Below are 21,142 nucleotides of genomic sequence, written 5' to 3' on the forward strand. Positions count from 1 at the left end.
TTTATTTTATATAAAGATTACTATACTAATCTAAAATTTCTGTGTTTACATTTTTTTCTTTTTATCTCATAATTTTAATTGGGAAAAGGGAGGAAAGAAATGGCTCAAATTAAAGTGACACCTGAAATGCTAGAAGAAGTTGCTAATCGTGCAAGTAATACCAGAATCGCATTAGAATCTATACATAATAATTTATGTAATGAAATAGATCATTTGTGTTTTCAATGGATTGGAGCCTCTAATCAACAGTTCGTTCAAATGTTCAATGATGCCAAACCAAAGGCTTTTACATCTATCAATTCACTTGTACAGGTAGAAGAAGATTTGAAGCGAATCGCTGAAAAGTTTCGCAATGCAGATAATCAAGATGTTACACTAGAAGAAGGTGCAATGTGTGGTAAACCTTCTTCTGAAGAGAATGGCTTTGATGGTAAAAAATTAGCTAGAGATATTGCTGGTGAAATAAGTGGTGAATATGATGTTCGTCGTGTTTGGGATGGTATTGATCCATCTACTGGCGAAAAACTTTCGGGGTGGGAACGTGCTGGGGCAGGTGTCATGGCTGTAGCCGGCCTTACACCCTTTGGAAAAATAGCTAAAGTAGGAAAAGGAGTTAAAATGACTGCTAAGGCTACTGAGGCTGTAAATATAGCTGAAAAAGTTAAGGGTTCGGATAAAGTTTTAGAAAATGGTCCATATATAAAAAACGGAAAGCCTAATGGTAGACCACAGTTATCTGGTAAAAAGAAATATGAATTTGAAAAAGATGTTTTTGATAAACAGGTGGACCCAGATGGAATTGTACGGGATCCTAATACTAGTGAGGTACTTGACTGGAAACCTGGACAGGCACGAAAAGATAAAGTAGATTTTGGTCATACAGAGGGAAATACTTATAATAATATGTTTCAGAAATATAAAAATCATGAGATTACTCTTAAAGAATTAAAAGAATTTCAGTTTAATCCGGATAATTTTAGATTAGAAAAGCCCTCTGTAAATAGAAGTCATAAATATGAGTAGTTAGGAAGATGACGGAATGAAAATATTAAATGTTTTTGATGCAGTTAGAGAAGGAACTTTTGAAGATTTTAAAAAATTTTATGATGGTGATATTAATCAAATTGATAGTGATTTAGATATGAATTTATTGTGCATGGCTATGACTAACAATAAAAGTTCTAGTGAAAAACTTAAAATTATAAATTTTTTACTAGAAGAGGGTATTGATATTAATTACACTACGGCTAAGGATAAAAGGAATGCATTGCATATGTTTTATTTTTGTGTTTTACGCCCAACAATAGAATATGAATTAGAGATAACAAGATTACTTATTGATAATGAAATTAATATAAATGCTTTGGATAAATATAATGCTATTCCTTTGAAATATGCTATTACGATAAATAAATTGTCTACAGAAGACAATAAAGACATGTATAAATTACTTATTAAAAATGGTTCAAACTATAATTTGAAAGATGAATTTGGAAAATCATGTGTAGATTATGCCAAAGAGTATTCTTGGAGAAATGATTTATTAACTATTATTGAGGAGTGTTAATATGAAAGTAAATAATTCTGATTACGGGGGCTTTATTGTTTCTAAAAATGTTGTAGCTGGAAAATCAATACGTTATACATTTAGGGAAAAATCAGAAATTCCTCAATTAAATGGGTGGACTATTTACTCTTCGGAAGATGATAATGAATATGTAAATGATTCTAGTAATTTCCAAATATTAGGGGCGAACTCTATATTAGAAATAGCTCCAGTTATGTTAGAAATTTTTGATGCTCCTTATGGTACAGATTTATGTTGGTTGTATGAAGAAGGTATTCATGTAGGATTTTATGATTTAATAAGTGAAAATGAGAAAGATATTGATCAAATTTTAAAAGGAAATTGATTTATCTTTTAAGGTGAGAGGGCAATTCCGAAAGGGATATGCTCTTTTTGTTTTATCTAGATATGAATAAAGAAACATTAGAAGAATAAAAGTAAAAGCCGCACATCATCATGGTGGCGGCTTTTACTTTTATTTAATATATTCGTAATACCACTTACGTTCATCCAGCCAAGCCGTGAACTTATCAATATTTCCAGATGGATAGCCGTTTGTTACAGCATAACCGATACTGTCTTTCTGAATAACAATCTGTCCGTCAATACCTGCATCAGCCATCGCTTGGGTTAAAGCTTGTAAATTACTAAATCCTACGCCTCCAGTTTGTACTTTAAGCAATTGAACTGCACCTCCTGCATTTACTCCATTCGAACCCCCTACTGTTTGTCCTGTAAGGGCATATACAATTGAGTTAGCAATTTTATCAACGTTCCACTTCGCCATATCATCATCATTATCGATGAATCCAAGTTCGATTAGGATTGCCGGTGCTTTAGTTCCTTTTAGTACAGCTAAATCAGTACGTTGTTTTGGACCACGATCACGCCACCCAATATCTTTAGCAAGTTGAGCTGATACTTTTGCTGCTAAGTCCTTTTGGTCAAAATAAAGTACTTCCACACCATGACCATTTCCGTCTGAAGCATTTAGATGATATGAAATAACTAAATCAACATCATGTGAGTTACAATTTGCTACGATGTTATTTAAGTTTTGCGCTTGAGTTCTTCCTACCTCATCGGTGTCATCATAAACAGTGTGACCTAAAGTTCTTAACTTAGCTGCAACCGCATCTTTTACCTGACGATCCATAATGTGTTCTTTTCTACTTCCGAATTTAGAGTTGGCGCCTTGTACAATGCTATTGTGCCCACCATGTAAACTATATTTAACCATTCTTATACATCTCCTTTTTGATTAAAATAAAAAACAGCCAAATTATGGCTGCTTTAATATTTTTGTTAATATTTCATCTATAAACTCAAATTCAAGGTCAGATATTCTAACTAACAGAATATTGTTCTTATTACAAAAATCATTCTTAATTTCATCTCGTTTTTTTGTTTTCAAGAACTTTTCATCCCCACCGAAATGTTCTACTGCTTTTCTATGCTGTTCACCATCATATTCAATGATAAATTTAATCTTCTCATCAGTATTGTACACAACAAAATCAAATTTTAAAGGTCTTTTAAATTCACACCCTTTAATCTTCACTTGTTTATCAAATTTCAAATTGTGTTCTGTAAGGAATTGACTAATTTTCACTTCACCCTTACTTTCACTTTTAGAACATCTACTACATTTGTTCTTTTGATGATATTTTCCGGTTAGACTCGAATATGTTGTTTTAAATAAATTTCCACAGCTACATCTAAATGTAAGTAGTTGATTTGAACTCTTATAATTTTTAGTAATTAGCTCACAATTTCTAGATGCAGCAGCCAACGCAACTTCTTCGATAGTTTTTCTTTTGCTTATCCCTCCATTTTTAAAACCACAAGAATCACATTGTTGTTTTTTATCATTTTTAAACCTATAAAATGTTGTAGTATATTCATTTCCGCACTTACATAAAAAAACAAGCGGGGCATCAACGTTTTCATAACTTTTGCTTAATAAAACAGATTTAGAATTGTTTTTTACGAAGTCCCTAACATAACCATGTGTCAATCTTGTATCCTTATTACGGTTTTTACGACCACATGTATTACATTGTCTTTTATTTGATCTTTTAAAACTACCAAAAGTAGTAATGAAAGTTTCTCCGCATTTACACAAGAAAGTTAACTTCTCATTCTCATTAACATGCATTATGTAAATTAGGTAACTGGGAAATACCTTGGTATCAGTACTTTCGTTATTTCTTATGAATAAGAGGTATTCATAATTTTATATATCGGCTTAAAACAGCCATTTTCAGCACCTAATCACCGTTATTTCTTGCATAAACTTCACTTTGTTAACTATCTCTATTTTCGTTCTTTGTGTTCGTTTGTTTTGTTAGACCTTAAACCGAATTGCAACTACATTCTTCGTATTTAATAAGTATTAATTTAGAAAACCCATAAACAAAAAAAAGAGCGCTGTGAAGAAACGCACTCATTGAAAGAAATTTACCAATCTCGACGATTATCGCGATCACAGTCACGATCATGATTGCGTCTACGACGACATTCATCACAATCACAGTCGCGGTCACGTCTACAACGACGGTCATCACAATCTCTATCTCTGCGTCTGCAGAACATTAAATCATCCCAAAATCTATTACAATCTCTGCAATGTCTGGAATTACAATTACATCCCATAAATATGATTACCTCCTCTTAACTTTAAGATTCATCATATTCTATGCTTAAAAACAAAAGTAGCTTGTTTACTAGTCTACTTTCTGCATTTTAAAGTAATAATATTATTATCTAATCTTTAAGTTTCAAATCTATTTCACCCCTTATCATCCCTTAACAACAAACAAGACGCTAAACCGATCACGGCAGCGCCTAACAAAGTAACTATAGAATTAATCATTAACAAGTATATCTGGACCCTCTTTCAACATATATGCGAAACCCGAAACAAATACGATGCTAAATATAATAATGGAAGACCACATATTAAAATGAAATTCTCCACCCACAACTAAATAGTAGATGTTTTGGGTCAAGAAGTTAGCACCTATGATAGTTCCCCCTAATATTGAACTAATCACCAGACTGATTAAATAAAATTTGAGCTTCTGAAACATTTTCTCTCCACCCCTTTTCTAAAATCAACTTTATTTGGGTTAATTTAGAAAATTATACCATTTAATTTCCAGGTATTATTAAACCTATAGTTTAATTAAGGTTATTTTAAGGAAGATTGTCTATTCAAATGTCCATTTTGTTCAATAAAAAAGAGCATCCACGTCAGTAGATGCTAAAATGTGTGATAATGAGTTTCCAATGAGTATTGAAATAGGATACAAGCGAGTGAACTTGTACCACACTTCAATATATGCTTGTCCTTATCATAATGTGCAATAAAAAAAGCACCCTCGCCCAGGCGCCCAAAAGATACATATACTTTGAGGTAACTAACACGCTAGAAAAGACCCTTCCATATCATTGTATGATTATCGATTATCTTTATACCTATCAGACTCATTAAATATGTTTAATTTGTAATTTCTATACAACAAAGAAAAAAGCATCCGTTATGGATGCTTAATGTATACTAATATTAATATTGAATAGCTTTATTGATAAACTTTCTAGAACAATAAATATACTAGCTGAAACTGATCTATATCCGATATTCTTTCCTATAACATTAATAGTAATCTCCGCTAAATGGGTTTGCATATCATCTTTTTCAAAAATTTTATCTTCAACCTTTTCAATTATTGCTTCACTATCCACTTCTTTAAAAGTTTTCAGCAATCTCGTTTCTAATAAAGTAAAATCAAAATTTTCATCCTTAACCGCATCAAATTTAATCTTCATTTTTCTTTCCCCATTTTTAACAAGTTAACATCTCTGTATTAATATAATTATATATACATGTATTAAATAATACAAAAAATATGTTTTATAAAACTATCAGCCATAGTTCACATCTCCAATAGAGAGAAATGAAAAAAACAAATGGTAAAGTTCCTTCTTTCAAGGTCAAGATTACTCTCAACCTTCTCCAAATCACCGCATCAATAGTATGGCTGCACGCCCTGTGTCGGTGACTGGGAGAAGACTAAGAATCTTCTCGTTTATACTCCATAGAGTCGGCTACTTAATGTCATTTTCACCATTTTCGTTTACACAACGGAAAGGATTTATATCAAGACGCATATGTTTCTTCCTACGCCTTGTTTGAACCAACACACAAGACTGAGGGGAATGTTCAGTTGTATTGGCTCAAACAAAGAGCGGAAGCTCTCTGCTCGTTTAGACCTATATTTTTTAGAACACTACAGTTCATCCAATCGAACGAACCATCACCACATTTGTAAAACAATCCATCTCGAAATCAAGACCTTGAAAGTAGTTTCCGCTACCTCTCAGTAATAATAGTGTACCACCTATATATCACGTTGTGGCATGGTTGTGGCATGGTTGTGGCATCTATTCATTCTGCTGCTAACTCTTCTAATATGGTCATAGCTATAACCTAGCTCACTAGCAACCTGTTTTAAATTGAATCCCATCACATCACGCAAATAAATAATTTGTTGCTCTAATCCCTTCTTCTTACTCATAACAAACTGTGCTTCTCCCATTAATACTTTCTTATCAGCGATACGTTGTTTTAATCGTTCTGGCTTCTCCATAATACGATCATGACGACCTGCAATTTCATCTAATGCTAATGGAATTTGTCCACCTGTTACACGGTCCTTGCTGTAGTCTGTTACTCCATTGAACTTAGGCGCGTTCATATGCATGTTTTTCATCAGGTATTTATGCTCTAACTTCAGGTCCTTTAATTCAATCTCCATTAATTCAATTTCTTCTCCTAAGTTTTGATAAATGTTTGTCATGGTAAATCCCTCTATTTCTGAATTTTGATTTTTACATTCACATCAGGTACGTGAAATTTTAATATCTCCTCGTTGAATAAGGGAACATCACGCATTAACATAGCCCCCACCACACTATTGCGCGTTGTTCCGTTATCCATTAAGCCTTTAATAACGTTCGTTTCTTGTTATTCATCTTCTCTTTCGCTGCTTCTATATTATTAGCAATCCTTGCATGGTCCTGATCTATCTGAATCATTCCATCTAACACCCCTGGAATTAATCCTGTTTCATCGATGTACTGTAAGTAATCAACTGGTGCTCGTTCTGTCTGATTTACTAAATACCCATAGATATCAAAGTCTGCTCTTGGTATCGACTTCTTGCCCTTCGGTTGATGAGACATCCTTACATAAGATTGGATTACTGATGACGGTACAAGAAATATCGCTTGATCTTTACTAAACTCTATAAGGAAGAAACAAACCGCTCCCATCTTCTCTGCTTTCTCCAAGTAATCTAATTGATGCTGTGCAATGTTACTTAAATCAAATCGTGTAAGACTCTGCGTTGACTTTGCTTCAAATGCTACTGCTCGTCCTTTATAAACGCCGTCATAGTCTACTGTACTTTTAGCTTCATAGAATCCATTTAGCACACGGCCACCTTTACTCTTTAACACCTTCACAGGAGTTGGACGCTTGTTTATAAGCGCCACTCCCCCTCTTTGATACATTTCGTTTGATAGATTAATAAGCATTTCAAATGCCATCCCACGGTTTCCTAGTCCCATTGTTATTCCTCGCTTTCTACTTGTAACTTTCTATTTTAATTAAATATGCAACATTTCATATTTAATTATTGTAATATCATTTTATTAACTATCATTTGCTAGTGCATCATTAAGATCCATTGATAAATCAACATCTGTAATTTAATTCCTTTTATTAATCCCTGGCAATATACTATTAAACAATATATTACGATAATTATATTGGAATTTCTTGTTCTACACATCTATACGTGTTTTGTGTATTATATAGTGAAAGAGTAAGGTAAGAGTTACTCTTTGCCATTTTAGGAAAGGTTCTGTTGGAGACAACAGGACCTTTTTTCGTAGTTGCGATAGGTAAAACTTTGAAGTTATCTCCATCTTTTCCCCCGCTTAACACTGTACGTGCGACTTTCATCGCATACAGCGCCCCATCTTATCCTTTTATACTAAAGCAACTAGATCACAAACAATGTTGTACTCACCAACGTATTAATTCCCCTTTCTTTACGAAAGGTCACATCATCTTACTCGATCCTGTGAGTTACATCTAATTGATTTAGTTTTCAAAGAACAAGACTAGGGACTATCCCTCCACATTCGTTACATGCTTCTTCGGTACTGTGTCCCCACCTTCACAAGAATGAAGCAATTTCGGTTCGTTAGAACCTTATATGCCTCTGTCCGCTAGTAGGCGTTGGTGACAGTTTCTTGTTTACCACGTTCCGATTGACCTAGCTATACATATATCCTTAGGTGCTTGCTTTAAGCCTGTTATCTTTACATCCTCATCGTTAGATGTTCCGAATTTCACATCCTTTACTCTTACTTTCCGGTAGATAACGTCGTCATTGACGACATACACATTTCTAATGTATTAATAATTTAGACCCGTACATTCGCAAGTTCGCCAGTCCGTTAGGACATTCTCACCGTAGATATTTTGTAGCATCCCGCCCTATCCATTACCCTATGATTTCTCACTTAGGTTTTGTTCAGCCGACTTCACCTAGCTTCATACAATTTGTGACTACTATCACGCCTTGCATGTAGGAGTATCAGATAAGTAGTTTCAGCTCAACCTGACGGCTTTCATTCCTACTTTCAGTCAATCAGTTGTTGTTATCAAATTGATAACCCTCCTATTTCGTGTTTGCACACTTATGAGGAAACGTGTCGCACAAAGGATTATTTTGTTGTGTTTTCTAACAAGCTTCATTTCAAAATTTTCAGATCCAAATGAACCTCTAGACGCATACACCATATACTAATTTAAATACTTCCTAGAAAAGCAGGTGAAAACTATGCCATCTATTGTTGGAAATCTGGTTGTACAAAATAGTAACGGTTCTTTCAATTTAGGTGATTTTTATAACGTTTCTCCCAAGGAAAATACAAAAGCTTATAATGGTTCAGGATCATCCACTGTTGCTTTTGTTGCCAATACCTTTAGCGGTGTTAGTGCAACAAACACATTCGATTCTGATGTTGCAGACCAAAACCAAGTTGGAACAGTCTAAAATTACTCATTTCCCTCTACCCCTTGAATGAAACTCAAAATTCCGTCAATAATATAGATAGGCTGTTAAACAGCCGGAAATCTCTTGTGTGTAACCGTACTAATCGAGACTTCCTTCCAGACTGAGCAGTTAGCTTTTGCTATCTGCTCTTTTGTTTGAGATTAAAATAGCGTTTTTGTTCAAAATGATGCCCCATTCACTTGGACACATTTACCAGTATTTTTACCAAAAAATTCATGATATCGTTAATTAGTCGAGTACGTCATTACTTGACGATTACCCTTAGGAGCCCCGCAGACAATCGGGGTTTCTTTTATTTAAATAAGGATTTTATTTAGTTTTAACTTTAATAACATTTAACTTTCCGTATAACGCTTTTGTTTAAATTATTTCTACTGGTGTTAGAACCTTTAAAAACTTTATTGGTTATACTTTTTCTTATAAGTCCAAAAATAACTACATTAAGGAATTTATGGTATTATTCAAATAAAGATTATTCCACAAGGAGCTGTTAAAATGGCATATAATTTCGTTTTAACATTTATTGTGACTTTGGTATTTATAGGAGTTATCGGCTTTATAGTTAATACATATTTGCCCAAAAAGAAAGAAAACAAAGGAAAAGTATTTGTAATCTATTTAATTCAAAGTTTTGTAATTGCAACTACGCTTACTTGGATAATCTAAATATTTTCGATTGATAGATGCTCTAATTAAAAAACACCACAAATGATTGAACATTCTAGGAACATGTTTTGATTACTTTTTCAAAACATGTTCCTTCTTTTCATTCTATTAACAAGGTTATAGATCACCTTATTTCTTAATAAAATTCAAATTTGGTCTTACTTCACGCCTGTTGATCCAAACCCACCAACACCACGATTTGATTCTGATAGTTCGTCCATTTCAACAAAATGAGCTGTTTCCACTGGCGCTATGACACCTTGTGCAAAATCCTTGTTCCTCTTTCAATAACATGCGCCTTTATATTTACTCCTAATGCTCGTCCAAGATAAAGAAGTTCATAACCCATTCCCCTTTCTTAATCCAGCTCCATGATCTCTGCTAACGCCCTTGTACTTACAACCGTTTTTATAATTTGAATTCTTCCATGCTTTGCTATGGCATCGCTCTTTGCATCTTCTTCGCTTTTTGTTTCAAACCAATCTATTTTTTGCTTCTCATCTTGATCGTAAAAATGAACTTCAAATGTAGGCGCTATAGCGTTATGGCTGTTACTACGCAGAAATTGTTCGGAAGTACTGGTTGCTGCATAATCAAAGCTTCCTATAACATCATCAAAAGAGATTTGTCCACTTTTCATGCCACGATTCCTGATTTCTCTTCCTGCTGCATTCGATGCATTTCCTTCAATCTCGCCATAACGGTATGACGTCTTTTATCCACTTCTTCCGGCGTACGATACAATTAGATTTTATAGAAAAAACACTTGTGTCTTTATTTTCCAAAATAACCAATACATATCCACATACGCTGGATGTCGATGAAGACCTTCGTCAATATGACGATTTTAAAAATACATACTCCCATTTGAAAACTGAATACACAAAACCTTCATTAGTATTTAATACAAAAATTATAAAAGGAGAAGATATCACAGTAGTAGATATAACAAATATTGCGGATTTAGATAGTAAATGTTTAACATTTAGACAAAAAATTGATGATTATTATGAAATTTATCTAGAAAACAACTAATATCATTTATCATGCTGCAAGGATATTATATGGGAGTCCAATACATATTATTAAAATTAAGATGGTTCAAGTCAGAGGAAGGCACATTAGGGTGTCTTTTCTTTATTGCTTAAAGGACCTGCTCATTCATCATTAAAAAGCATAAATTAATGTAAACCCGTTAAAACACATGTGTGACCCCGATTTTTTTCTCTTACTAAAAGGAGAGATTGATATGGGATTTGGTGGTAGTTGTGGCGGAGGCTGTGGCTTTGGTGGCGGATTCGCCTTACTAGTTGTGCTCTTTATCTTATTAATAATAGTTGGAGCTAGCTGCAGCGGATTCGGCTGCTAAGGAGAGGCACTCATAAGAGTGTCTTTCTTTATTTTCAAAAGGACCTGCTCAATTAATCTGTAAAATCATAAAGTAAAGTGAATCCATTAAAATACATGAGTGACCTTGAATTTCCCCTCCTACTCAAAGGAGAGATTAAAATGGGATTTGGTGGTAGTTGCGGTAGTTGTGGCGGCGGCGGTTTCGCTGGAGGCTTTGCTTTATTAGTTGTATTATTTATTTTATTAATCATAGTTGGAGCTAGCTGCTTCTGCTAAACAAACTATCGGAAAAGCCCACCTATTTCCGTAGGTGGGCCTTATCTTTATTACACAATATCAAAGTATACTCTCTTTTTCTCATAAACTACATGCAATTATACATATTCGGCAAAACTACACCAAATAAATATTACATGTAGTAAAATATAACTTGTGGACACGTTCTATAAAGCAGATTCTTTTGAAAGGCCAACATATCGATCGTTTTGAAAGATATGGCGTCACTCTAATACTGATCTCAATTCTCTTGTGTTTTGCAAACTAACAATCTGGTGTATATAGATGATTCTGTTTTATAGCATGTGTTTACATGTATAACAAAGGGATAAATTTATATTAAATGAAAGTGGTTCAAGTCGAAGACAGGCACCTTAGGGTGTCTTTTCTTTTTTTTATTCCTAAATCTATATTTTACAGTACAATTCCCTTATTCTTATATAAAGGATAAATTAAAATAAGGAGGATACTTATACATGAAAAAAGGAGCTCTTATAATTACATCTTCATTACTTATAATCAGTTTATTTATTATCGGAAAAGGTATAATAAATCGTTATATTATTACAGGCGATCCAAAATTAAGAGAAGAGGCTATTATAGGTATTATGTGGCACCTAGAAGAAAAAGGCTATACGAAGTCAGATGTTCTAGAAATTAAATCTTCTTATAATAATAAGATAGATCAATATGGAGCACATGTTAAATTTAAAAATGAACCAAACATATGGTACGAATACGTACGTTGGGATAATCCTCATACAGGTAAGGTTGAATTTGGGCAAGGTGATAATGGTGAGCGAGGCAAACATACAGAATTAAAATAATATGGATTTAATTACATTGTGAAAAAGCATATTAATGTATCTTTTCTTTTGAAAAAAAGCACTCCTACGAGTGCTTTTTTTCAATCTATCTAATTTTATTAATCATAGTTGGAGCTTCTTGCATCTGCTAAAAAAGCTATCGAAAAAGACACTCTTATATGGTCTTATCCCCGTCAAGTAGACAGCTTTTAAAAAAGACTAAGCAGCCATTGAGATTCGATATTCAATCGGAGCTCGATGATTGAGTCGTTTTTGGAATCGTTTGTAGTTATAATGATAGATGTATGTTTCAATTGCTTGAATCAATTCTTAAAGCATCAGCAATCACAGTTCTAATTTGATGTAACATAATAAATTCCTCCAAATAATTTTTTATTTTAAATATGTAATCTCAGAAATTCGAAATCCATCTATTTCTGGTACATATTTAAATTTCAGAATTAAGTCGTTTTGTTTTACCAAAAACAATCCTTTTTTTACTTTTGTAACAGTTCTTGGTTTTTCATAATTAAATAGACTTGGTTTACTTTTATAAGTAACCTTGTAATTCTTATTTGCACTAAAATAGTCTGATGTAAATTCATCAGCTAATTCTGCAGTAGTTACATGATTTCCTAAAAACATTTCTAGTTCTTTTTTATTTTGATAAATGGTTAAGTGGCCGTTCTTATCAATATCATCAAATATTAATTTGAATTGCCCTCCTAAGTCGTTAATCAGATTTTGTGATAATTCATCTTCAAACAAATAATCGTATTGAATTTTTTGTTTCAAATCTTCTACTTTGATTGGAGTTAAAGCATCTGTTTGAGGTTCATCCTTTATAAAGGTGTTATAAAAAACAAACATCATTGCTAAAACGCCTAACACTAAAAACAATCTCTTAATCTTCATAAAATCTTCATCCTTTCACAATGTGATATTCTCCAAAAAACGCAAAAAAGCCCTTTTCGGAGTTATAGTTAAAAAGAAAGTAAAAGTAAAAAACTTAAACTATCTTTGAAAATCTAAACCCCGAAAGGGCTATAGTAGTTATAGATATAAAAAATTGAAATTTAAAAAAGGTATACTTAATTTTAACAAATTACACCTGTAAAAACAACAATCTTCAGAATATTTAATCCATTAATTTTATGTTATGATGAATACTATAAACCCTCAGAATGGAGTTTGATCTACAATTGAGAAAACGTCTACTTTCTGTTTTTCCAATATTAATATTTATAATTGGTGTTACCTTACTGTTACTAAGACAGTTCGTTTTTTTTCCATATAAAGTTTCCGGAGTTTCTATGGAAAACACCTTTTTTAATAATGACAAGGTTTTAATTAATCACTTTACTGATTCAATTAAAGATCTGCAAAGATTTGATATTGTTGTTGTCAATTCACCTTTAGGCAACACTTCCGATAAAAAAACAATTATAAAAAGAGTAATTGGTTTACCCGGAGATACAATAGAATATAAATCACAGCAGCTTTATATAAACGGACTTCAGATAAAAGATGCATACTCAAAAGGCGAAACAGCTGATTTTTCATTAAAAAGTATTTACGGCTTCGAAAAGGTTCCGAATGATACAATTTTTGTATTAGGAGATAATCGCGAAGAAAGTTTAGACAGCAGATTTAAAGAAATAGGCTTTATATCTTTGAATAATATAGAAGGTAAGGTAGTTCTACGCTACAAACCATTCAATAAATTCATGAAATTTTAATACAATTAAACATATAAAAAAGCTCCAACTGTAGGACAGTCGGAGCTTTTTACAATATAATTTTGATTAGTTAAGTTTTACTGATACAAAAACTTATAGATGAACCTTCTAAAATCTTATTTAGCTACATCATTAAAATTTGATGCAAGTAATCCATTACCTTGTTTTTGTTCTGGTTTCTGTTCTGGTTTTTTCTCTGGTTTTTGCTCTGACTTTTGCTTTGGTTTTTGCTCTGGTTTTTGCTCTGGTTTCTGTTCTGGTTTTTGCTCTGGTTTTTGCTCTGGTTTCTGTTCTGGTTTTTCTTTGTCAAGAACTACCACATTTACATTAGCAGTTGAGTTGTTACCTGATATATCGGTTGCTGTTACTTGAACTGATATTATACCTGGCTTACTTGTATCATACGCTCCTACTGTTACTACTGGATTTGGGTCTTTATTATCTTTTACTTCTACTAAATCTCCTGCATTTAAGCTATCTCCTACATGTACCGTTACACCTTGTTTTGCCGTAATCACTGGTGCTTCTGTATCTTTCTCCTCTTCTTTTTCCACTACCTTTACGGTTACCGTTGCAGTTGAACTATTTCCTGATACATCAGTTGCCGTTACCGTTACTTGAATTTCTCCTACTTTACTTGTATCATACTCACCTATTGTTACTACTGGATTTGGGTCTTTATTATCTTTTACTTCTACTAAATCCCCTGCATTTAATCTATCTCCTACATGTATTTTCACACCTTGCTTCGCTGTAATTACTGGTGCTTCTGTATCTTTCTCCTCTTCTTTTTCCACTACTTTCACTGTTACCGTTGCAGTTGAACTATTTCCTGATACATCAGTTGCCGTTACCGTTACTTGAATTTCTCCTGCCTTACTTGTATCATATGCTCCTACTGTTACTACTGGATTTGGGTCTTTATTATCTTTTACTTCTACTAAATCTCCTGCATTTAAGCTATCTCCTACATGTACCGTTACACCTTGTTTTGCCGTAATCACTGGTGCTTCTGTATCTTTCTCCTCTTCTTTTTCCACTACCTTTACGGTTACCGTTGCAGTTGAACTATTTCCTGATACATCAGTTGCCGTTACCGTTACTTGAATTTCTCCTACTTTACTTGTATCATACTCACCTATTGTTACTACTGGATTTGGGTCTTTATTATCTTTTACTTCTACTAAATCCCCTGCATTTAATCTATCTCCTACATGTATTTTCACACCTTGCTTCGCTGTAATTACTGGTGCTTCTGTATCTTTCTCCTCTTCTTTTTCCACTACTTTCACTGTTACCGTTGCAGTTGAACTATTTCCTGATACATCAGTTGCCGTTACCGTTACTTGAATTTCTCCTGCCTTACTTGTATCATATGCTCCTACTGTTACTACTGGATTTGGGTCTTTATTATCTTTTACTTCTACTAAATCTCCTGCATTTAAGCTATCTCCTACATGTACCGTTACACCTTGTTTTGCCGTAATCACTGGTGCTTCTGTATCTTTCTCCTCTTCTTTTTCCACTACTTTTACGGTTACCGTTGCAGTTGAACTATTCCCTGATACATCAGTTGCCGTTACCGTTACTTGAATTTCTCCTGCTTTACTTGTATCATACTCACCTACTGTTACTACTGGGTTCGAATCTTTATTATCTTCTACTTCTACTAAATCCCCTGCATTTAAACTATCTCCTACATGTACCGTTACACCTTGTTTTACCGTAATCACTGGTGCTTCTGTATCTTTCTCCTCTTCTTTTTCCACTACTTTCACTGTTACCGTTGCAGTTGAACTATTTCCTGATACATCAGTTGCCGTTACTGTCACTTGAATTTCTCCTGCTTTACTTGTATCATACGCTCCTACTGTTACTACTGGGTTCGAATCTTTATTGTCTTTTATTTCTACTAAATCCCCTGCATTTAAACTATCTCCTACATGTACCGTTACACCTTGTTTTGCTGTAATAACTGGTGCCACTGTATCTTTTTCAGGTTCCTCTGGTTTTGTTGTACCACCATCGTTATCACCGCCGCCTGTTGGTGGCTCTGTGCCTCCTCCACCATTGTTACCGTCACCGCCTTTTGGTGGTTTTGTGCCTCCTCCACCATCGTTACCATCACCGCCTGTTGGCGGTTTTATATCTCCTCCGCCCTTATTACCATCTCCACCTGTTGGTGGTTTCGCTTCCCCGCCACTTGAGTCTCCAGAAGTTGGCGGCTTTTTATCATTATTAATTGGAGGTATTGAATTATCTGCATTAGCCACTCCATCATTGATGTTTAGATCGCCACCAAATACAAAATTCTTACTATCCTTATTATCCGAGACAGAAGGATTGTTTGTTGCTGATGCTATTGAAGTATTTAAATCAGAGAAACGATTACTTGATTTATCACCGTCAATAACTGATGCTAAGTTTCGATCTGAATTTATAGCTGCGGTCGCAATTGAATCAGTTAAATCATCAAATTTCTTTTTGGTTTTGTTATTTTCAATGATTCCGGCTAAATTTTGATCCGAGCTACGTTTTGCATTATCAATGATTTCATCGAAGTCATTGGTGTTTAAATTTTCAGTTGTTCCATTCTTACTTTCATCTTTTTTTTCATCTTTCTTCTGTTCTTTGTCACTATCTTTTTTCTTTTTAGATACTGATGCTGTTTTGCTGCTCTTTTTTTCCGAAGAAAACAGCGAGCAGCCTGAAACTACCCCAACACTTAAGGTAGTAGCAGTAGTCGCAAGTAAAACTTTCTTAAAAATTTTCGAATAATCTAAAGGCACAATCAATTCCTCCCCATTACTTAACCTGCACTTATAGTTGCTACAGATGTAGCAGAGCTATTAGGTGCAGAATTATTAATTTTTTCAAGTAAATCTTTATTTCCAACCTTTTGAGCAAACTTCTTAGCTTCCTCAGATTTATTTAATTTCAAATAACTATTAACAATAATCCCTTCTCTTCTACCATCTAGTGGCACCCGATCTTTTAATTTAATAACTTCTTCATGTTTGTCCTCTAATGCTGCAATTTCAAAATTAATTAGTGGATTTTTTGTTTTTAGTTCTTTTACTTTTTTTAAATTATCTACAGCTATATAATATGAAACTACTGATTCTGCAAAATCTTGCTCTAAGTCAATAGCCTTTTGTGCTTTACCGCTTAATAGATAAGTAAATAAAACTGCCTTTTTATCTTCTTTTCCTAGCTTTTTATAATCTACTTTATCAAACTCCAAGGCAGCATCTTGATATTTTTGAACTGCAGATAACCTTAATCCATTTATTAAATTTGCATTGATTTCTAAACTATTTACATTATTTGCAGATGCAGCCTGTGAATTCTTCATATTGCTAAAGGCAAAACCTGCTACTACTATTAAAACAATTGATGCGACTCCTATAATAGCGTACTTATATTTTTTCATATAATTTAAGATTCCTTTTTTATCAAGTTCTATTTTCTTTTCTTGTTCAATATCGACTTCATTTGGTGGATTTGTTTCCTCATTTAAACTATTTCCATCAATTTCTGATTCTCTTTTGGCTGCTACTAATTGTTGTCTCTTTTTAGCTTCTTCTATTTTCTTCTCTTCCTCTAATCTACGTTTTCTTACTTCTTCAAGCTTTTTCTCTTCTGCTTTTCTACGCACTTCTACTTTTTTTCTTGCTTCTTCTTCCGCTTTCCGACGTGCTTCCGCTTCTTCACGTTGCCTTGCTTCTTCCTCTGCTTTCTTACGTGCTTCTGCTTCTTCACGTTGCCTTGCTTCTTCCTCTGCTTTCTTACGTGCTTCCGCTTCTTCACGTTGCCTTGCTTCTTCCTCTGCTTTCCGACGTGTTTCCACTTCCGCTTGTTTTCTTGCTTCTTCTGTTTTTTCTTTTTCAAAATCACTTTCAGAAACACCTGACTGTTTTTGAATTGTTGTAATCCAGTCAAGAGCTGGATTACTAGTTAAACTTTCATTTTTGGGGTTGTTTGAATTTACAACTTCTTTTCTTTGTTTCAATGGATGTTGAAACTCCTCTTGCTGGAAATGTTCACTTACTTGTTCCTCATGCATATCACTATATTGTTCTTCTTCCTCTGCTAGCAATCGTTCACGTCTTTCTTTTTCTTGTCTAATCCTTTCTTTAATTACGTTTCTTTTTCTATTATTTTGCATAAAACAACAACGGCCTCCTTTCTATTTGTACCTCATTAATGAGAGTTATTAATTTATTTATCCTTCATAATTAATCATGGGATATTTCTACAGAAAAACTAAGGAAAAATAAAGATAATATTATTTTTTAAGTACGGTAAATAAAAAGAAGGATAAACGGGTAGTCCCCATTTATCCTTCTTTTTATTTTACATCTATTGAGTTTATAGTACACGTGATACCCTTAATGCATCACTTTGTTTCCTCCTTTTAGATACAAAAAGCCCCTCATGGTCTCGTATTATTACAAACTTAAGCAACAAATTTGTAATTCACGCTACCCGAGGGGCAAAATTTTGTGAAATAGATTAAAAAATAAAATGATACAACATGCACATTATACTGTATTTTCAAATAAATATAGATATTCATTTTCACGCCATATTAAGCTCATCCATTACTTTCAACTTTTCATGTAGTAGATTAAAAATTTCATCTTTATAGTCACATTTCTTCAATCTTTTAATTGCTTCATCCTTTAATTGTGATACCCTTTCAGTTGTAATCATAAGTGCTTTTGCAATTTCTTTATGCAAATACACTTTACCATCTAGTAGACCAAAACATAGATTTAGTACCATCTTTTGCTTTGGATTTAATACCTCATCAAATATTAGCCATATCTCGTAATTTAAGTCCTCTATTAACATCTCATTTGTGGAAGGAATTGCTGAACTATCATCATAGAATGGGTTCAATATAACTATATCTTCATTTATTGTATCTATATCTAAAGTTATAGTAGTAACTCGCTTATAATATACGTCGTGTCGAACTACCATTTCTCTAGTTATATCTAACTCTTTTACTACCTCTTCGACTGTAGGAGCTCTGTTGTGCATTTGTAAATATTTATCTTCGATCTCAACATATTTCACATTAAATTGATTCACATAGTTAGGAATTTTAAAAGGCCCAGACTTTTTTTTACGTATAAACCCTAACATACTCTTTTTTATCCACCAGTAAGCGTATGTAGAAAAACAATAACCTAAATCAGGATTAAAATCCTCAATTGCCCGCAACATTCCCTCATTACCTTCTTGAAGCAAATCATCAAATTCTATATCTAGGTGCTTATTTTTATATTTTCTTGCAATAGATAATACTAGGCCTATATTTACATGGAACAAATATTCACGAAGATTCTTTTCACCATGTTTGTACCTTCGAAATAAATTTAAACTGTCTTGCTTTGACAGTACTTTATAATTCCCAATCTCCTTAATTTCAAAATTGTTATCTTCAGTTTTAACCATCGGCTCAATACTTCTTGCAGTAGAACCTAAAGTTATAGTTCTTGTTAATGATTCGTCCCGATTTAAGTTGCTATATGATTGATTCATACCTATTCCCCCTTTCTGTTTTTTAGCGAATTGCTTCTAAAAATATCTTTGTCTCTTCTTGTAAACTGTTTATTAATTTGCAATTCTTTGCACATGTATTAGCAACTTCTTTATGTGATTTCGTCTTTTTTAACTCATTATATATATCGCATCCTTTACAGATGCTACTAATGCCTTCCATTATTTCTAACTGTTTTTTTCTTTCATATAAAAACTGTTCTTTGGATTTCTTCTTATCAACTTTTCTCCCCATTTGATTCACCTCGTATAAATAAATAGAATTTAGCAATTAAAAACTACTATTGATACTACATAGATACGAAACTTCCCCATTAGATCTATTCCAAAATTCCCCTGTATATATATAATATATGATTACAAAAAAATGTAAATTTAATTATTAGAAAAATCTTAAAATTTTCCGAGATATCTATTTCGTCACCATTTTCTTATAGTAACGCTACTTATGTTTACATAAATCTAATTTAATACTTTACTTAAATAACAAAGGAAATTTGTATTTTTAAATATTCATTCAAATCCCGATAATGCTATCCTTTCATTGGCAAATTAATTTCACCTAAGAACAATAACGTTTATCTCACTTTCTCTATTGCTGGAATATAATCGTTTAACAATAAATCATCTAGACCCTTTCCAAGATTTATATCCCAACTTGCATAATTAATACTTATCCCTTCTTGATAAAGCGCTTGCGCACATTCTAATAACGATCGCTGAACATCAGAATTTGTAATCATATCCATATCTAAAGCGAACGTCGCCTGTTTAACTCCCATTTTTTTTAATGGTTCAATCAATATTCTCCATACTTTAACCCCAGGTATTGATACGACAGTAGTACCATACATTAATTTTTCCTCATTTGTTAGAAGCTCGTCTAAGTTTTCAGCAGCAATATCAGACTTTAGACTCCCTTCTGAAATCCATACATTATCCTTTTTTATTAATTCTCCACGTTCCAAACTTTTCAACTCTCGACTAGGTACTGCTACATGTATTGGCAATGGGCTCCCAGCTCCTGTTCCATGAAACTTCCCACCTGAGCTGATCCAAATATATTTACTTTCTAACTTTAATTGTACTTCACCTAATTTTTCACCTTCATAATTTATTTCATACCATTCTTTAACGTCAACTTTACCTTTAAATATAGACTCTATCTTCCCATTGATTTTATAGGTCACTTCTATAGTATTAGGCTGCTCAATAACTTCTGCCTTAAAGCTTGGTTTATAATTTTTTACAACTGTCATATATTCAGGATTATCAATTCTACATTGAAAACCGCATATCTGATTATAAATATTTCTCTGCGGTATTAATAAAGAATCTCTCCTTCCTGCAAACGTGAAATATCTTCCATCCTTTGTTTCTTTTGCATAGAATCCTGGAATCCCAACAATATAGCTTGTTTTCCCCCCTACTTTTTTTATTAGCCCTTTCGTAGTATCCCAAGGTTTAATAGGAAAACTTTTGTAATTTCTAATATTTATTACTTCACTTGTCATCCTACGTTTTGATCCCGTTAACATTTTAATATGTTCATCTCGCACTTCTAAAAATTCTAGGAACAAAGTGTAAATAATATCAAGGGTGTAATCATTTTTCTTACTATGTTCCTTAATCATCTGATCTTGAGAAAAGTCATATCTCCTTTTTTGATCTTCTGCTATTACATGTAAATAGCCTGCTTCCCCGAATTCTTTTTCTGATGGAATTCGCCCACATATTATTTTGGTTTCAGAATCATTAACCATGCACCATCCTTGTTTACCACATATAGGGCATGTTGTTCTATAATATTCAAACCATCTCTCATTACTACCCTTACTCATGCTTCGCACCGGTCTTAATAATCTACTTGCTGTTAACTTTTCAATTGACATCACATATCTCCTTTTCCCTTAATCAAATAGAAAAGCCCTTTGGAATACGGAGGTTAAATACCACACAAACGTGTAATTTAATCCGTAACCCGAAGGGCTTTATGTAATCACTAGAAACTAA

At 33.3% G+C, this 21,142-nt stretch carries 25 protein-coding genes and 1 pseudogene; 9 read left to right on the plus strand and 17 right to left on the minus strand.

Annotated features, from left to right (window positions below):
• Positions 1-99 precede the first annotated feature (99 nt).
• Genes FT637_RS26380 through FT637_RS26390 form a run of 3 tightly spaced genes read left to right on the plus strand, consistent with a single transcriptional unit; the run spans position 100 to position 1,913 of the window.
• Positions 100-1,023: a WXG100 family type VII secretion target gene (locus FT637_RS26380; protein ID WP_193648777.1), complete on the plus strand. Its 924-nt coding sequence runs from the start codon at positions 100-102 to the stop codon at positions 1,021-1,023.
• 16 nt (positions 1,024-1,039) lie between these two features.
• Positions 1,040-1,567: an ankyrin repeat domain-containing protein gene (locus FT637_RS26385; protein ID WP_193648778.1), complete on the plus strand. Its 528-nt coding sequence runs from the start codon at positions 1,040-1,042 to the stop codon at positions 1,565-1,567.
• 1 nt (position 1,568) lies between these two features.
• Entirely contained in the window at positions 1,569-1,913 is a 345-nt protein-coding gene (locus FT637_RS26390; protein ID WP_193648779.1) for a DUF2185 domain-containing protein, read from the plus strand.
• A 129-nt stretch (positions 1,914-2,042) separates the two neighbouring features.
• On the opposite strand, the gene FT637_RS26395 is transcribed toward FT637_RS26390, so the two are convergent.
• The 8 genes from FT637_RS26395 to FT637_RS30130 all read right to left on the minus strand — a co-directional run bounded on the left by FT637_RS26395 (position 2,043) and on the right by FT637_RS30130 (position 7,598).
• On the minus strand, positions 2,043-2,807 hold the full coding sequence (locus FT637_RS26395) for an N-acetylmuramoyl-L-alanine amidase (RefSeq protein WP_193648780.1): 765 nt from the start codon (positions 2,805-2,807) through the stop codon (positions 2,043-2,045).
• Positions 2,808-2,849: 42 nt separating this feature from the next.
• The gene (locus FT637_RS26400) at positions 2,850-3,725 is read right to left on the minus strand and encodes a DUF2726 domain-containing protein (protein WP_193648781.1); all 876 of its coding nucleotides are present in this window, start codon (positions 3,723-3,725) and stop codon (positions 2,850-2,852) included.
• Positions 3,726-4,027: 302 nt separating this feature from the next.
• The gene (locus FT637_RS26405; RefSeq protein WP_193648782.1) at positions 4,028-4,222 is read right to left on the minus strand and encodes a hypothetical protein; all 195 of its coding nucleotides are present in this window, start codon (positions 4,220-4,222) and stop codon (positions 4,028-4,030) included.
• A gap of 212 nt (positions 4,223-4,434) precedes the next feature.
• Positions 4,435-4,659, minus strand: a complete 225-nt coding sequence (locus FT637_RS26410; protein ID WP_193648783.1) for a hypothetical protein — start codon at positions 4,657-4,659, stop codon at positions 4,435-4,437.
• 460 nt (positions 4,660-5,119) lie between these two features.
• On the minus strand, positions 5,120-5,398 hold the full coding sequence (locus FT637_RS26415) for a hypothetical protein (protein WP_193648784.1): 279 nt from the start codon (positions 5,396-5,398) through the stop codon (positions 5,120-5,122).
• Positions 5,399-5,970: 572 nt separating this feature from the next.
• Entirely contained in the window at positions 5,971-6,429 is a 459-nt protein-coding gene (locus tag FT637_RS26420; protein ID WP_193648785.1) for a hypothetical protein, read from the minus strand.
• A 139-nt stretch (positions 6,430-6,568) separates the two neighbouring features.
• Positions 6,569-7,201 (minus strand): Holliday junction resolvase RecU, encoded by a 633-nt coding sequence (locus FT637_RS26425; protein ID WP_193648786.1) that lies wholly within the window; start codon positions 7,199-7,201, stop codon positions 6,569-6,571.
• Positions 7,202-7,397: 196 nt separating this feature from the next.
• Positions 7,398-7,598 (minus strand): hypothetical protein, encoded by a 201-nt coding sequence (locus FT637_RS30130; protein ID WP_227493973.1) that lies wholly within the window; start codon positions 7,596-7,598, stop codon positions 7,398-7,400.
• Between the two features lie 886 nt (positions 7,599-8,484).
• Here FT637_RS30130 and FT637_RS26435 point away from each other — a divergent pair.
• Positions 8,485-8,700 (plus strand): spore germination protein, encoded by a 216-nt coding sequence (locus FT637_RS26435; protein WP_193648787.1) that lies wholly within the window; start codon positions 8,485-8,487, stop codon positions 8,698-8,700.
• Positions 8,701-9,545: 845 nt separating this feature from the next.
• Here FT637_RS26435 and FT637_RS30135 read toward each other — a convergent pair.
• Positions 9,546-9,709, minus strand: a pseudogene (locus tag FT637_RS30135) (deoxyuridine 5'-triphosphate nucleotidohydrolase); the annotation flags it as partial.
• A 36-nt stretch (positions 9,710-9,745) separates the two neighbouring features.
• Positions 9,746-10,027, minus strand: coding sequence for a hypothetical protein (locus FT637_RS26440; protein WP_193648788.1), 282 nt, complete (start codon positions 10,025-10,027; stop codon positions 9,746-9,748).
• Positions 10,028-10,155: 128 nt separating this feature from the next.
• On the opposite strand from FT637_RS26440, the gene FT637_RS26445 reads away from it, so the two are divergent.
• The 4 genes from FT637_RS26445 (at position 10,156) to FT637_RS26460 (ending at position 11,840) form a co-directional block, all read left to right on the plus strand.
• Positions 10,156-10,422, plus strand: a complete 267-nt coding sequence (locus tag FT637_RS26445; protein WP_193648789.1) for a hypothetical protein — start codon at positions 10,156-10,158, stop codon at positions 10,420-10,422.
• Between the two features lie 214 nt (positions 10,423-10,636).
• Positions 10,637-10,756 (plus strand): YjcZ family sporulation protein, encoded by a 120-nt coding sequence (locus FT637_RS26450; protein ID WP_002035483.1) that lies wholly within the window; start codon positions 10,637-10,639, stop codon positions 10,754-10,756.
• 140 nt (positions 10,757-10,896) lie between these two features.
• On the plus strand, positions 10,897-11,013 hold the full coding sequence (locus tag FT637_RS26455; RefSeq protein ID WP_002069235.1) for a YjcZ family sporulation protein: 117 nt from the start codon (positions 10,897-10,899) through the stop codon (positions 11,011-11,013).
• A gap of 476 nt (positions 11,014-11,489) precedes the next feature.
• Positions 11,490-11,840 carry a DUF3139 domain-containing protein gene (locus FT637_RS26460; protein ID WP_193648790.1) on the plus strand — a complete coding sequence of 117 codons (351 nt, stop codon included), beginning with the start codon at positions 11,490-11,492 and terminating at the stop codon, positions 11,838-11,840.
• A gap of 198 nt (positions 11,841-12,038) precedes the next feature.
• Here the strand turns inward: FT637_RS26460 and FT637_RS26465 are convergent, their stop codons facing one another.
• Complete coding sequence (locus tag FT637_RS26465; protein ID WP_172805461.1) at positions 12,039-12,146, minus strand: IS3 family transposase; 108 nt, start codon at positions 12,144-12,146, stop codon at positions 12,039-12,041.
• A 66-nt stretch (positions 12,147-12,212) separates the two neighbouring features.
• Positions 12,213-12,734 (minus strand): peptide ABC transporter ATP-binding protein, encoded by a 522-nt coding sequence (locus FT637_RS26470; protein WP_193648791.1) that lies wholly within the window; start codon positions 12,732-12,734, stop codon positions 12,213-12,215.
• 269 nt (positions 12,735-13,003) lie between these two features.
• Here FT637_RS26470 and lepB point away from each other — a divergent pair, with 269 nt between their 5' ends.
• Positions 13,004-13,558 carry a signal peptidase I gene (gene lepB / locus FT637_RS26475; RefSeq protein WP_193648792.1) on the plus strand — a complete coding sequence of 185 codons (555 nt, stop codon included), beginning with the start codon at positions 13,004-13,006 and terminating at the stop codon, positions 13,556-13,558.
• 116 nt (positions 13,559-13,674) lie between these two features.
• Here lepB and FT637_RS26480 read toward each other — a convergent pair whose 3' ends face one another.
• The 5 genes from FT637_RS26480 to FT637_RS26500 form a co-directional block, all read right to left on the minus strand.
• Positions 13,675-16,347, minus strand: a complete 2,673-nt coding sequence (locus FT637_RS26480) for an adhesin (RefSeq protein WP_193648793.1) — start codon at positions 16,345-16,347, stop codon at positions 13,675-13,677.
• Between the two features lie 20 nt (positions 16,348-16,367).
• A complete protein-coding gene (locus FT637_RS26485) occupies positions 16,368-17,726 on the minus strand; it encodes a hypothetical protein (protein ID WP_193648794.1) in 1,359 nt (452 codons plus the stop codon).
• 413 nt (positions 17,727-18,139) lie between these two features.
• Positions 18,140-19,111, minus strand: coding sequence for a sigma-70 family RNA polymerase sigma factor (locus tag FT637_RS26490; protein ID WP_193648795.1), 972 nt, complete (start codon positions 19,109-19,111; stop codon positions 18,140-18,142).
• Positions 19,112-19,133: 22 nt separating this feature from the next.
• The gene (locus tag FT637_RS26495) at positions 19,134-19,364 is read right to left on the minus strand and encodes a hypothetical protein (RefSeq protein ID WP_193648796.1); all 231 of its coding nucleotides are present in this window, start codon (positions 19,362-19,364) and stop codon (positions 19,134-19,136) included.
• 343 nt (positions 19,365-19,707) lie between these two features.
• On the minus strand, positions 19,708-21,021 hold the full coding sequence (locus FT637_RS26500) for a DUF3854 domain-containing protein (RefSeq protein WP_193648797.1): 1,314 nt from the start codon (positions 21,019-21,021) through the stop codon (positions 19,708-19,710).
• Positions 21,022-21,142 lie beyond the last annotated feature (121 nt).

This window comes from Bacillus cereus (assembly GCF_015071065.1).
GTDB lineage: Bacteria > Bacillota > Bacilli > Bacillales > Bacillaceae_G > Bacillus_A > Bacillus_A cereus_BA.